Here is a 12,387-nt window from a genome sequence, read left to right as displayed (position 1 = left end):
TGATCACACTGTGGGACCAGGCTTAGCCTGGGAACATGCGCGCCCATACACCGCCACCACCACAAAACACCCCAGCGGCAGCAGGTAGGCCAGGGCGGTGGAGGCATGATCCGCTACCAGCCCCATGAAGTAGGGCATCAAAGCGCCGCCGACGATGGCCATGATCAGGAACGAGCTGCCGCGCTTGGTGTGCGCGCCCAGGTCCTTCACGCCCATGGCGAAGATGGTGGGGAACATGATCGACATGAAGAAAAAGATCGCGACCAGCGCAATTACCGAGAGGCTTTGCACCCCGCTCACCACTACGGCGCACAGGGCGACGTTGATGCAGGCGTACACCGTAAGCAGGCGTTGCGGCGCGACCCGCCCCATCAGCCAGGTGCTGAAAAACCGCCCGCACATGAAGCAGATCATCGCCACCGACAGCAGGTAGGCCGCGGTCTGGCTGCTCATGTTGGCCCAGTGTTCGGTGACGTAGTTGATGAAAAATGCCCCCACGCCCACCTGCGCCGCCACATAAAAGAACTGCGCGATCACCCCGCCGACGAAGCTGCGGTGTTGCCACAGGCCTTTGTCGGTGATGCCTTGTGCGTGAGTGGTGCGCTCGCGTGCATCGGGCATGGGGGTACGGGCGAACATCGCCGCGACCACCAGCACAATCGCCGCGATCACTACATAGGTGGTTTGCAGGGAGGTACTGTCACCGTCATTGCTGGCCCCGCCGAAAAACAGCATGCCGCCCAGCAACGGCCCCACGAATTGCCCCAGCCCATTGAAGGACTGCGCCAGGTTGAGCCTGCGCTCGGCACCGCCCGGTTCGCCGAGCACCGTAGCATAGGGGTTGGCGGCGGTTTCCAGGCAACCCAGCCCCAGCGCGATCACGAACAGGGCGAACAGGAAGAACGGGAAGCTGGCCGCATTGGCCGCCGGCATGAACAACAGCGCGCCAACGGCGTACAGGCAAAGCCCCAGCAGGATGCCCGCCTTGTAGCCGAAGCGGTCCATCAAAAAGCCCGCCGGCAAGGCGATGATGAAGTAGGCGCCAAAATAGGCCGCTTGCAACAGGCCAGACTGCGCCTTGCTCACATGCAGGGTTTCCTGAAAGTGCTTGTTGAGCACGTCCAGCAGGCCATACGACAGGCCCCACAGAAAGAACAGGCTGGTCACCAGCATCAGCGCCAGCCGCACCGACGGTTCGGCGCGGGTGTATACGGGGGTTTCGATCTTGCCCAGTTTGGCCGACATAACACTCTCCTCTTGTTGTTGTAGGTGTGAAGCGTGTGTACGAACAGCGGTGCGCGGTGGCCCTCCGGCGAGGTTGCTGCGCTACGTGAGCGCCCGATCCAGGTGGGTGTAACCACCGTCGACCACCACCCATTGGCCCGTGGTGTGTGAGGCGCGAGGGGACAGCAGGAACAGCACACTGTCGGCAATTTCCTCCGGGGTGGTCATGCGCTGGCCCAGCGGGATTTTCCCGACGATCTTCGCCAGACGGGCTTCAGGGTCGTCGAAACTGGCGATCCAGCGCTCGTACAGCGGCGTCATCACTTCTGCGGGAATCACTGCGTTCACTCGTACACCGTCCTGCAGCAGCGAGGCAGCCCATTCCCGGGTCAGCGACAACTGCGCGCCCTTGGACGCGGTGTAGCCGCTGGTGCCACCCTGGCCGGTGAGCGCGGTCTTCGAACCGATATTCACGATCGCCCCCTGGCTGGCTTTGAGCGCGTCCACGCACAGGTGGGCCATCAGGTAGTAGTGGATGAGGTTTTTCTCAAGCGACTCGATGAACGCCGCGCGGCCGGCCTCCAGGCCCACGCTGTCGTTCACCCCTGCGTTGTTCACCAGCCCGTCGATACGGCCGAAGCGCGCCAGCACCTGAGCTACCGCCGCGGCGCACTGGGCCTCGTCGCGCAGCTCCACCTGGAAGAACAGCGTTTGTGGTTGGCGCCGGTCCAGCTCGGCGCTGAACGCAGCAGGAAGCGGCTGGTTGGCGAAGATCACCGGAATGGCTCCTTCCTCGGCCAGCCCGAGGGAAATCGCGGCACCAATGCCCGAGCCGCCGCCGGTGACGATGACAACCTTGTCCATGAGATGCAGGTTCATGAGCGGTAGCCCTTGAATGCGAATTGCTGCCTGGACGCCGCTTTCATCTGGATGGAAAAGCCCGGCGTGCTCGGCGGCATATAGGCAGCGCCCTTGATCACGCAGGGGTCTTCAAAGTGCTCGTGAAGGTGGTCGACGTATTCCACCACCCGGCCTTCATGGGTGCCGGCGATGCACAGGTAGTCGATCATCGACAGGTGCTGCACGTATTCGCACAGGCCTACGCCGCCCGCATGGGGGCACACCGGCAATTGGTATTTGGCCGCCATCAGCATCACCGCCAGCACTTCGTTCACACCGCCCAGGCGGCATGCGTCGATCTGCACCACGTCGATGGCTTCACGCATGATCAGCTGCTTGAACACGATCCGGTTCTGGCACATTTCGCCTGTGGCCACTTTCACTGGCGCCACGCCCAGGCGAATGCGCCGATGGCCTTCCACGTCGTCCGGGCTGGTGGGCTCTTCGATAAACCAGGGGCGGGCGAACGCCAATTCCCGTACCCAGTCGATGGCGGCGTCCACTTCCCATACCTGATTGGCGTCGATCATCAGGTGCCGATCCGGGCCCAGCACTTCGCGGGCGATGCGCACGCGGCGGATGTCATCCTGCAGGTCGCGGCCCACCTTGAGCTTGATATGGGAAAAGCCACCGTCGATCGCGGCCTGGCACAGGCGGCGCAATTTGTCGTCCGGGTATCCCAGCCAGCCTGCGGACGTGGTGTAGCAGGGGTAGCCATCGGCCTGGAGTGCCGCCAGCCGCTCGGCTTTACCGGTGGCGCGTTCGCTGAGCAACGCCAGCGCTTCGGCCGGGGTGATGCAGTCGGTGATGTAGCGAAAGTCGATGCAGCGCACCAGCTCCTCGGGCGTCATGTCGGCCACCAGCTTCCACACCGGTTTGCCTTCGGCCTTGGCCCACAGGTCCCAGGCGGCATTCACCACCGCGCCGGTGGCCAGGTGAATCGCGCCCTTGTCGGGGCCGATCCAGCGCAACTGGCTGTCACTGGTGATGTGGCGCCAGAAGCGCCCCATGTCCTCGGCGATCCACTCCAGCTTCAGGCCGACCACCAAGCCGGCCAGCGCGTTGATCGCCGCGCAGCAGATTTCATTGCCCCGGCCGATGGTGAACGTGAGGCCATGGCCTTGCAGGGTAGGGTGGTCCGTTTCGAGGATTACATAGGCGGCGGAGTAATCGGGGTCGGGGTTCATGGCGTCCGAGCCATCGAGGGACTGGGACGTAGGAAAGCGGATATCTTCCACGCGCACGGCGGTGATAGTGGTCATGGCGGTTCCCATTGGCGTTATTGTCGGAACGAACCGACCTGCCGCGTACGGCAGGCCATGCGCGGCGTCAGGCGTCGACGGTGAGTTGCTCCTGTTCGCCCAGGCCCTCGATACCCAGGCGCATGCGCTGCCCCGCGCGCAGGAACACAGGCTCCGGCTTGCAGCCCCGGCCCACCCCAGGCGGCGTGCCGGGGGAAATCACATCGCCCGGCTGCAGGCTCATGAACTGGCTGAGGTAGCTCACCAGCTTGGGGATCTGGAAGATCATCGTGCGGGTGTTGCCGTTCTGGTAGCGCTTGCCATCCACTTCCAGCCACAGGTTGAGCTGGTGCGGGTCGGGCACTTCGTCCCGGGTCACCAGCCACGGGCCCATGGGGCCGAAGGTGTCGCAGCCCTTGCCCTTGTCCCAGGTGCCGCCGCGCTCGATCTGGAATTCCCGCTCCGACACGTCATTGATCACGCAGTAGCCGGCCACGTGGTCCAGCGCGTTGGCCTCGTCGATGTAGCGGCCGCCCTTGCCGATCACTACGCCCAGTTCCACTTCCCAGTCGGTCTTCTTCGAGTTGCGGGGGATTTCCACGTTGTCGTTCGGGCCAACGATGGCGCTGGTCCACTTGTTGAAGATGATCGGCTCGGCGGGAATATCAGCGCCGGTTTCCGCGGCATGGTCGGCGTAGTTCAGGCCGATGCAGATGAACTTGCCGACATTGCCCACGCAAGGGCCGATACGCGGGTTTCCGTGCACCAGGGGTAGCGTCGAGTGGTCCAGCGCCTGAAGCCTGGCGATGCTCTCCGGGCTCAGGGCCTGGCCTGACACATCGTCGATGAAGTCGCGCAGGCCGCGCAGGTTGCCATCGTTGTCCAGCAGGGCGGGGTGTTCGTGGCCAGGTTCACCGTAACGCAGCAGTTTCATGGGGTTTCCTTGTTCGAGGTAAAGGGTGTGGCGCGTTTGGCGCCGTATCGAGAAAGAGGTAGTCGCTCAGGCTTCAATTGCTCCAGCCGCCGTCGATCACCTGCGCGGTGCCGGTGGTGAAGCCGCTGCGGGGCGAGCCCAGGTACAGCGCCAGCTGGGCGATTTCCTGGGGCGTGCCGAGGCGGCCCATGGGCTGGCGGGCCTCGAATGCGGCGTACACCTCTTCCTCGCTGCGCTGTTCCCGCGCCGCCTGCTCGGCCACGCGCTGGCGCAGCGAGGGAGATTCCACGGTGCCGGGGCAGATGCAATTGCAACGGATGTTCTGGCCCACGAAGTCGGCGGCCACGGAGCGGGTGATGCCGATGACCGCAGCCTTGCTGGCGCAGTAGGCGAAGCGATTGGGCACACCCTTGATGGCCGACGCCACCGACGACATGTTGATGATCGAGCCGCCACCGTTGGCCAACATGCCCGGTAGAAACGCCTGGATCATCTTGTACATGGCGGTGACGTTGAGATCGAAAGCGAAGCGCCAGTCTTCGTCGGAGCATTCGAGAATGTTGCCGCTGTGCACCACACCCGCACAGTTGAACAGCACGTCCAGCGGGCCGGTGTGCGCGGCCAGGCGTTGGATCGCAGCGGTGTCGGTAACGTCCAGCACATGTTTGTGCGCGCCTTCGAGGGGTTCCAGCGCGGCGCGGTTGATGTCGATGGCGAAGACTTCGGCGCCTGCTTCCAGGAACGCTTCCACGCTGGCGCGGCCGATACCCTGGGCTGCCGCGGTGATGAGCACGCGCTTGCCGGTGAGGTCCATGTTCGATCCCTTGTTTTTATGTGATGGGCCTGTGGTCCGAGGTTTGGTGGCCAGCCTCATAAACGAGCACGTTGCGCTGGAACCCTTGCTATGATCCAGCCAACCGCAGCTGCTCCAATGGTCAGGCCACTGGACCTATGTGTAGCACCAGGTTGCCAATGCAACAAGGTGATGCCGCTGTTAAATCGCATAGCACAGGCCGAGTCGACGTCAGATGCCCATTCAAGTGATTGATAACCCTAGGCTTTATCGCCAGATCGCCGATCAGCTGCGTGCCTTGATCAGTAGTGGCGAATACCCGCCCGGCAGTCGCCTACCCGCCGAGCGGGAGCTGGCCAAGCTTTTAGGCGTTAGCCGCGCTTCGGTCCGCGAGGCGATGATCGCGCTCGAGGTGGTGGGGTTGGTTGAAGTGCGCGTGGGCAATGGCGTGCTGGTATGTGAGCCGCCGGTGCGACAGCTGTCGGACGAGCCGGTGATGACACAAGCTACGCGGGATCAATGGAACGACATCGACCCGGAGCTGGGCATCGAGGTGGATTTCAGCGCAGAAATCCCGCCGTTCGCGCTGTTGCAAGCGCGGCGGCTGATCGAGCCCGAAGCCGCAGCCCTTGCAGCAGCTAACGCCAGTGAGCAGGAGCTGCACGGGATTCGCCTCGCGTTCGAACGCAATACCTCGGATAACCGGGAGAGCTCCCACACCCATCCGGGCGACCGGCTGTTCCACATTCGCATCGCCCAGGCGTCGGGCAACCCCGCCTACGCGCTGATGATCCAGCACTTGCTCGGGCATCGCTACGGCAGCATGTTCCAGCGTTTGCAGGCCCACTACACGAGCGAAGACATGCCGTTCAGGTCCGAGCACGAGCATCGGCAAGTGCTTGAAGCACTCGAGCGCCGCGACGGGGCGGCCGCGCGCGACGCCATGGCAGCGCACCTTGACGAGGTGATCCGTATTTTCAGCCGAGGTACGGCCTGAAGCGGCTTTCCATGGGGAAGTCAGGTTTGGATTTTTGGTAAGGCCAGTTGATTCGCAGGTCAAATTGGTCTTGCCAGTTGTGAAGTGCGTGTGTAGCGTTCTCCCAGAAAGCGATTCGCCCTTCGTGGTGGATATGCCTTCCCCTCGAAAACAATAAAAGCGCCCGCACGGGCCGCTAGCGGGCAATGCCCACAGCGTGTCGGCGTGCTCGGCCTGGAGAACGCCATGCTCACCGTCGTTTGCGACAAGCCCGGAACACTTCTTGCCCAGGATCGACCCAAGCCGCAGCGGGCGCCGGGTGAAACCTTGGTCAGGATCAAGCGTGTGGGTGTGTGCGGCACCGACCTGCACATCTTCAACGGCAACCAACCCTTCCTCGACTATCCGCGTGTGATGGGGCATGAGTTTTCTGGCCTGGTGGAACAAAGCGAGGAGGGCAGCGGCCTTGCACCAGGCGACTTGGTGTATGTGATGCCCTACCTGTCTTGTGGCGATTGCATCGCCTGTCGCCAGGGTAAAACCAACTGTTGCGTACGCATTCAGGTGCTGGGTGTGCACCGGGACGGCGCATTTACCGAGTACCTGAGCTTGCCCCACGCCTTCGTGCTCAAGGCCGAGGGGGTGACCCTGGACCAGGCCGCCATGATCGAATTCCTGTCCATCGGCGCCCATGCGGTACGCCGCTCGGACATCCAGCCCGGGCAGCGCGCGCTGGTGGTGGGCACGGGCCCTATCGGCATGGCGGTGGCGATCTTCTCTCGCCTGCGTGGGGCCAAGGTCACTGTGCTGGACACCCGCCAGGACCGCCTGGCGTTTTGTACCCAACACCTGAACGTGGACAGCGCCGTGTTGATCGGTGACGCCGACAAGGCCCAATTGGACGAAATCACGGGCGGCGAGTTTTTCGATGTGGTGTTCGACGCTACCGGCAATCCCGGCGCCATGGAGCGCGGCTTCGAATTCATCGCCCACGGTGGCAAATACGTGTTGGTGTCGATCGTGCGCGGCAACATCAGTTTTTCCGACCCCGAGTTCCACAAGCGCGAGGCGACCCTCATGGGCAGCCGCAACGCCACGGTGGAGGATTTCCGCTACGTGGAGCAATGCCTGCGTGATGGCTTGATTCCCGACGCGGCACTCAACACCCACCGCATGGCCTTGAGTGAGGTCAGTGCCCGTTTTACCGAGCTGCTGGACCCAAGCCAGGGCGTGGTCAAAGCCATCGTTGAATGCTGAGGTGAGCCATGTGCACCACAACCGATACAACAGCGGGAACGCCCATCCTTCAATTCGGCACCAGCCGGTTCTTGCAGGCGCATGCCGACCTGTTCATTTCCGAGGCGTTGGCGTTAGGCAAGGCATTGGGCAGGGTTACCGTGGTGCAAACCACCGATAACCCCGGCAGCAGCGTGCGGGTAAAGGCATTGGCGACCGGCACGGCCTATCCGGTACACATCCAGGGCATCGATAACGGGCAGGTGATCGACGAAGTGCGCTGGTCATCCTCGGTCAGCGGTGCCCTGCGCGCTACAGAAGACTGGCCGTTGATCAGGCAGCGCTTCGCGTGGGACGCGCAAGTGGTGATCTCCAACACTGCGGACACCGGCTATGTAGTGAGCGATCTGGATACACCCGAGGCACTGAAGGCAAGCGCGGCGGCACCAGCGAGTTTCCCGGCCAAGCTGTTGGTACTGCTGCATGACCGCTGGCAGGCCAACCCCGCCGCGCCGTTGTCGTTGTTCCCGTGCGAGTTGGTGTCACGCAATGGCGAGGTGCTGCGCGAGCTTGTCGTGGGTATTGCTGAGCAGTGGGCGCTTGCGCCGTCATTCATCACGTACCTTCGAACCACCTGCCGCTGGGCCAATTCGCTTGTGGACCGGATCGTCCCTCAGCCCCTGGACCCCGTGGGCGCGGTGGCCGAGCCCTATGCGCTATGGGCTATCGAGCGGCAGGACGGGCTGGTGGTGCCCTGCGAGCATCCCGCCATCGTGCTTACCGACACATTGGACCATTACGAGCACTTCAAGCTGTTCATGCTCAACCTGGGGCATACCTGGCTGGCCGAGCGTTGGAAGGTAGATGGGCGCGATCCAGAGGAAACCGTGCATCACGCCATGAACGACCCCGCCCTGCGCCAAGGCCTTGAGAGCTTGTGGGAAGAAGAAGTGCTGCCAGTGTTCGCCGCACAAGGTTGCCTGGCGGAGGCCCGCGACTACCTGGCCTCGGTACGCGACCGGTTTCTCAATCCCTATTTGCAGCACCATTTGGCGGACATCGCGCGAAACCATGAGGAAAAGAAACGCCGGCGCTTCTTGCCCATTGTGGAGATGGCGCGGCAAGTGCTACCGGGCCTTGCGCAGCCGCGTTTGACTACGGCACTGGCTGTGCAATAAAACGCTGAGGAACGGGCGCCAGGCGGCGCCCTTGAGCCGCTGTGATATGCTCCGCCGCAGCCAGACGGAAGCTGATCGATGACCCTGTCAAACCCGCCCGCCGAACGCCGCCTCTATCAAGTTATCGCCGACCGGCTGCGTGAGCACATCCGCAAGCACGGCATCGCAGCGGGCACCCGCCTGGCCCCCGAACGCGACCTGGCGCAGATGCTCGGCGTGTCCCGGCCTTCGTTGCGTGAAGCCTTGATCGCGCTGGAAATCGAAGGCAGCGTCGAGATTCGCATGGGCTCTGGCATCTATGTGTGCGAACACCTGCTGGGCATCAAAGGGCGAACCAAAACCCTGGGCGAGAGCCCTTCGGAATTGATGCAGGCGCGCGCATTGATCGAAGGCGAGTGCGTGATGCAGGCCTGCCTCAATGGCACCAAGGCCGATTACCGCTACCTGCAAACCTGCATCGACAAGATGCGCGAGGGCGTGGAGAAGGGCATTCCAGCGCTGGACGACGACCGTCGCTTCCACCAGCGCCTGGCAAAGATGAGCGGCAACTCAACCCTGGTGCGGATCATCACGTCGCTGTTCGAAGAGCGTTACAGCCCGCTCTCCGCGCATATCAGCGAACACTCCGAGAATCGAGACACCTGGGCCGCTGCAGTAGCGGAGCACGAGGCCATCCTGCAAGCGGTGCAAGCCCGTGACCTGATCGGCGCACAGACCGCCATGCGCCAGCACCTGCGGTGTTCCGAGGCGCGCTGGCTGAAGGGCATGGACGCCGAGGTCAACAGCGGCAGCGAGTAACCCACGGAGGGTTCAGCCCGAGATCGTTTTGCGAATGCCTTCCCATAGCCCGTTCAGGTAAACGGCGCCCAGTGCCCGATCATAGAGGCCATACCCGGGCCGACCGGTTTCGCCCCAGATCATGCGGCCGTGATCCGGCCGGTAGTAGCCCTCGAACCCTGTCTCCACATAGGCCCTTACGATCTCGGCCATGTCCAGCGAACCGTCTTCGGAGCGGTGCGCGGTTTCGAAGAAGTCACCCGCTTCGTTGACCTTCACATTGCGCAAATGGGCGAAATGAATGCGCCCCTGGCCACCGAATTCACGCACCAGCGCCGGGATATCGTTCCCCAGGTCCGCGCCCAGCGAGCCTGAACACAGCGTAAGGCCGTTGGCCGGGGTGTCGACCATGGCCATGATGTGGGCAAGGTCCTCACGATTCTTCACCACCCGCGGCAGGCCGAAAATGGAGCGGGGCGGGTCATCCGGGTGCAGGGCCATCTTGATGCCGGCCTCGCTGGCCGCCGGGATCACCCGCTCGAGGAAATACGCCAGCCGCTGGCGCAGTGTCGCTTCGTCCACCTCGGCGTATTCGGCCAGCAGTGCTTTCAGCGCAGCCGGTTCATAACTGACATCCCAGCCGGGAAGGGTAAGGCCTTTTTCCAGGCTCGCCTGTTCGATCACCGCCGTTTCGAATGCCAGGGTAGTGGAGCCATCGGGCAGGAGCATCTCCAGGGTGGAGCGGGTCCAGTCGAACACCGGCATGAAGTTGTAGCACACCACCTTGATCCCACACGCGGCGAGGTTGCGCAGTGTGTGGCAATAGTTGTCGATCAAGCGATCGCGGCTGGGCAGGCCGCGCTTGATGTCCTCATGCACGGGCACGCTTTCGATCACCTCAAGCGCCAGGCCATGGGCGTTGACGGTGGCCTTCAATGCCTGAATACGCTCCAGCGGCCACACTTCGCCCACGGGAATGTCATAAATGGCGCTGACCACGCCGGTCATGCCAGGGATCTGCCGGATATAAGTCAGCGTTACTGGGTCGGTGTCGCCGTACCAGCGGAATGTCATCTTCATGGGCCATGTCCTTTCTTGTTCTGCTGCCACTGTGGTGGGAGCAGTATAGATTGGTAAGGCCAAAATGCTTGGGGTTCGTCTCAGAGTGCTCGATTTCAGTCAGAAGCCCCTTATTTTCTGCTCGCGACCTTGAATTGACGTCTAGTATCTCTGGTTGTCGGCTTGTTTGGTCAGGCCAATTAAGGCCCGGGGCCTCTGGCTGAAGCACGCAGCAGTCTTGCTCATAACAATAATTACGGAGGACTCGCCATGCAGAAAGGGCGCTGGTTAGTGATATTTCTGTGCTTCCTCGCGGTTGCGATCAACTACATAGACAGGGCCAACCTTGCGGTGGCCGCTCCCTATATCCAGAAAGAGCTGGGCCTGGGCTCCGGGCAAATGGGCCTGTTGCTCAGCGGTTTCTTCTGGACGTACGCCCTGATGCAAATGCCTTTCGGCTGGTTCGTGGACAAGGTCGGCGCAAAGATCGCGCTGCCGCTGGCAGTTGCCTGGTGGTCGCTGTTCACCGCCGCCACGGCCGCGGCCAGCAGCCTGGCAGCCATGTTCGGCTGCCGCTTGTTGCTGGGTGTGGGGGAGGCGGGGGCGTACCCGTCCTGCGCGAAAATCGTGAGCCAATGGTTCGACGTGAAAGAACGTGGCTTTGCCACCAGCATCTTCGACAGCGGTTCCCGGGTGGGCTCGGCGCTGTCCATCCCTCTGGTAGCGCTGATCATCGAGCTGTGGGGCTGGCGCGCTTCGTTCGTGATCACCGGCGCGGTAGGGTTTGTGTGGGTAGTAGGCTGGTTCCTGATCTACCGGGAGCCCGCAGCCGTTGCCGCCATTCAACGCAATGACGCGACCAAGGCGGCCACCCTTGCAGCGCAGCCGAAAGTTCGCTGGGCGTCGTTGTTCCGCCACCGCACCCTGTGGGGCATGATGCTGGGCTTCTTCTGCCTGAACTTCGTGATCTACTTCTTTATTACCTGGTTCCCCACCTACCTGATTCAGGACCGAGGCTTCTCGCTGAAATCCCTGGGTACGCTCGGCACCATCCCGGCGGTTGCCTCCATCGTCGGCGGCTGGATAGGCGGGCTGACCTCGGACGCACTATATCGCCGCGGTTGGAGCCTTACGGCCGCGCGCAAAACCTGCATCGTGGGCGGGATGTTGATGTCGTCGAGCATTTCGCTGTCGGTATTCACTGAAAATACCTACGCCATGCTTGGCTTCTTCAGCCTGGCGTATGCCAGCCTGGCGTTCGCGGGTGCCAGCATCTGGTGCCTGCCAGCGGACGTGGCGCCCACGCCATCCCATGTGGCGTCCATCGGCGGCATTCAGAACTTCGCTTCCAACACGGCCGGTATTTTCATTACCACCTTCACAGGCTTCATGCTGGTGATCGGTAATGGCTCATTCACCGCGCCCTTGATCACCGCGGGTGGGTTCGCGGTGCTTGGCGCGTTCAGCTACCTGTTCATCGTGGGCAGGATCGAACCACTGCCGGCATTGCCCGGCGACAGAAAGGGAGGAGAGGGCGCTCCGCTCGCGCAACAGTTGTAAGCCTTGGTCAGGCCCCGCAGTAACCGGGCGGGGCTGCCTTGACGGCCCTTGGAGGTGGCGTCAGCGCCGATGACGTCGGCGTTCCGGGTTCACCACCGGTATGGTCGCCAGCTTTGCCTTGAGCTCTGCGACGAACGTTGCAATATCCCGGGTCGAGGACAGGTCCGATGTCTTGATCTCTCGTTCTTCGAGAATCACTTCGTTAGTGCGGGCATTGATCAACTTGAGGGTCATTATCCCGGTATCGATTTCACACTTGCAGACAGTAGGCAGGAACGCGTTTTCCAGGATATGTCGAAGCTCTAGAGGAGATAGCATGGCTCACCCTTGTTTTCTTATATAAAGCTAAGTGCCTTTGAGCATAGCCCACAGGTTGTTTTTTTTCGCATCCTCACCGACTGGGGGTATCGCGGTAGAGCCGGCCGCTGCGATTGTTGCGCCTTGCTAACCACACTTCAAAACCTTCCCCACTGAATTATTCGGCCGGCTTTGCCTCTGACGTTCATTCA

12 protein-coding genes are annotated in these 12,387 nt (G+C 62.4%); 5 read left to right on the top strand and 7 right to left on the bottom strand.

The genetic code is table 11. The features are described 5' to 3' along the window. Nucleotides 1-3: 3 nt before the first annotated feature. The 5 genes from LG385_RS11425 to LG385_RS11405 all read right to left on the bottom strand — a co-directional run bounded on the left by LG385_RS11425 (nt 4) and on the right by LG385_RS11405 (nt 5,113). Complete coding sequence (locus LG385_RS11425) at nt 4-1,245, bottom strand: sugar MFS transporter (RefSeq protein ID WP_263974691.1); 1,242 nt, start codon at nt 1,243-1,245, stop codon at nt 4-6. Nucleotides 1,246-1,326: 81 nt separating this feature from the next. Further along, nucleotides 1,327-2,103 (bottom strand): SDR family oxidoreductase, encoded by a 777-nt coding sequence (locus LG385_RS11420; RefSeq protein ID WP_225774391.1) that lies wholly within the window; start codon nt 2,101-2,103, stop codon nt 1,327-1,329. Continuing rightward, nucleotides 2,100-3,386 carry an L-fuconate dehydratase gene (locus LG385_RS11415; RefSeq protein ID WP_225774390.1) on the bottom strand — a complete coding sequence of 429 codons (1,287 nt, stop codon included), beginning with the start codon at nt 3,384-3,386 and terminating at the stop codon, nt 2,100-2,102. The genes LG385_RS11420 and LG385_RS11415 overlap by 4 nt, the downstream gene beginning before the upstream one ends. A gap of 67 nt (nt 3,387-3,453) precedes the next feature. Beyond that, nucleotides 3,454-4,299: a fumarylacetoacetate hydrolase family protein gene (locus tag LG385_RS11410; RefSeq protein WP_225774389.1), complete on the bottom strand. Its 846-nt coding sequence runs from the start codon at nt 4,297-4,299 to the stop codon at nt 3,454-3,456. A gap of 73 nt (nt 4,300-4,372) precedes the next feature. Beyond that, nucleotides 4,373-5,113, bottom strand: a complete 741-nt coding sequence (locus LG385_RS11405) for an SDR family oxidoreductase (RefSeq protein ID WP_181114245.1) — start codon at nt 5,111-5,113, stop codon at nt 4,373-4,375. A 214-nt stretch (nt 5,114-5,327) separates the two neighbouring features. On the opposite strand from LG385_RS11405, the gene LG385_RS11400 reads away from it, so the two are divergent. The 4 genes from LG385_RS11400 (at nt 5,328) to LG385_RS11385 (ending at nt 9,280) form a co-directional block, all read left to right on the top strand. Beyond that, a complete protein-coding gene (locus LG385_RS11400; RefSeq protein ID WP_225774388.1) occupies nt 5,328-6,089 on the top strand; it encodes a FadR/GntR family transcriptional regulator in 762 nt (253 codons plus the stop codon). A gap of 225 nt (nt 6,090-6,314) precedes the next feature. Further along, complete coding sequence (locus LG385_RS11395) at nt 6,315-7,325, top strand: zinc-binding alcohol dehydrogenase family protein (protein WP_225774387.1); 1,011 nt, start codon at nt 6,315-6,317, stop codon at nt 7,323-7,325. 8 nt (nt 7,326-7,333) lie between these two features. Then, nucleotides 7,334-8,482, top strand: a complete 1,149-nt coding sequence (locus tag LG385_RS11390) for a mannitol dehydrogenase family protein (protein ID WP_225774386.1) — start codon at nt 7,334-7,336, stop codon at nt 8,480-8,482. A 78-nt stretch (nt 8,483-8,560) separates the two neighbouring features. After that, on the top strand, nt 8,561-9,280 hold the full coding sequence (locus LG385_RS11385) for a FadR/GntR family transcriptional regulator (RefSeq protein WP_225774385.1): 720 nt from the start codon (nt 8,561-8,563) through the stop codon (nt 9,278-9,280). 12 nt (nt 9,281-9,292) lie between these two features. Here LG385_RS11385 and uxuA read toward each other — a convergent pair whose 3' ends face one another. After that, nucleotides 9,293-10,339, bottom strand: a complete 1,047-nt coding sequence (uxuA, locus tag LG385_RS11380; protein WP_225774384.1) for a mannonate dehydratase — start codon at nt 10,337-10,339, stop codon at nt 9,293-9,295. 249 nt (nt 10,340-10,588) lie between these two features. On the opposite strand from uxuA, the gene LG385_RS11375 reads away from it, so the two are divergent. Beyond that, nucleotides 10,589-11,878, top strand: coding sequence for an MFS transporter (locus LG385_RS11375; RefSeq protein WP_225774383.1), 1,290 nt, complete (start codon nt 10,589-10,591; stop codon nt 11,876-11,878). A 60-nt stretch (nt 11,879-11,938) separates the two neighbouring features. On the opposite strand, the gene LG385_RS11370 is transcribed toward LG385_RS11375, so the two are convergent. Further along, nucleotides 11,939-12,196: a DUF1652 domain-containing protein gene (locus LG385_RS11370; protein ID WP_225774382.1), complete on the bottom strand. Its 258-nt coding sequence runs from the start codon at nt 12,194-12,196 to the stop codon at nt 11,939-11,941. Nucleotides 12,197-12,387: the final 191 nt, after the last annotated feature.

Origin of the sequence: Pseudomonas sp. Marseille-Q5115 (genome assembly GCF_916618905.1) — a bacterium.
Lineage (GTDB): Bacteria > Pseudomonadota > Gammaproteobacteria > Pseudomonadales > Pseudomonadaceae > Aquipseudomonas > Aquipseudomonas japonica_A.
This window is presented reverse-complemented; position numbering and strand designations above follow the sequence as displayed.

What these genes read in the sequence shown, in the direction of transcription:
- LG385_RS11425 (WP_263974691.1), bottom strand. Translation starts at nt 1,245, where the DNA reads ATGTCGGCCAAACTGGGCAAGATCGAAACCCCCGTATACACCCGCGCC.
- LG385_RS11420 (WP_225774391.1), bottom strand. Translation starts at nt 2,103, where the DNA reads ATGAACCTGCATCTCATGGACAAGGTTGTCATCGTCACCGGCGGCGGC.
- LG385_RS11415 (WP_225774390.1), bottom strand. Translation starts at nt 3,386, where the DNA reads ATGACCACTATCACCGCCGTGCGCGTGGAAGATATCCGCTTTCCTACG.
- LG385_RS11410 (WP_225774389.1), bottom strand. Translation starts at nt 4,299, where the DNA reads ATGAAACTGCTGCGTTACGGTGAACCTGGCCACGAACACCCCGCCCTG.
- LG385_RS11405 (WP_181114245.1), bottom strand. Translation starts at nt 5,113, where the DNA reads ATGGACCTCACCGGCAAGCGCGTGCTCATCACCGCGGCAGCCCAGGGT.
- LG385_RS11400 (WP_225774388.1), top strand. Translation starts at nt 5,328, where the DNA reads ATGCCCATTCAAGTGATTGATAACCCTAGGCTTTATCGCCAGATCGCC.
- LG385_RS11395 (WP_225774387.1), top strand. Translation starts at nt 6,315, where the DNA reads ATGCTCACCGTCGTTTGCGACAAGCCCGGAACACTTCTTGCCCAGGAT.
- LG385_RS11390 (WP_225774386.1), top strand. Translation starts at nt 7,334, where the DNA reads ATGTGCACCACAACCGATACAACAGCGGGAACGCCCATCCTTCAATTC.
- LG385_RS11385 (WP_225774385.1), top strand. Translation starts at nt 8,561, where the DNA reads ATGACCCTGTCAAACCCGCCCGCCGAACGCCGCCTCTATCAAGTTATC.
- uxuA (WP_225774384.1), bottom strand. Translation starts at nt 10,339, where the DNA reads ATGAAGATGACATTCCGCTGGTACGGCGACACCGACCCAGTAACGCTG.
- LG385_RS11375 (WP_225774383.1), top strand. Translation starts at nt 10,589, where the DNA reads ATGCAGAAAGGGCGCTGGTTAGTGATATTTCTGTGCTTCCTCGCGGTT.
- LG385_RS11370 (WP_225774382.1), bottom strand. Translation starts at nt 12,196, where the DNA reads ATGCTATCTCCTCTAGAGCTTCGACATATCCTGGAAAACGCGTTCCTG.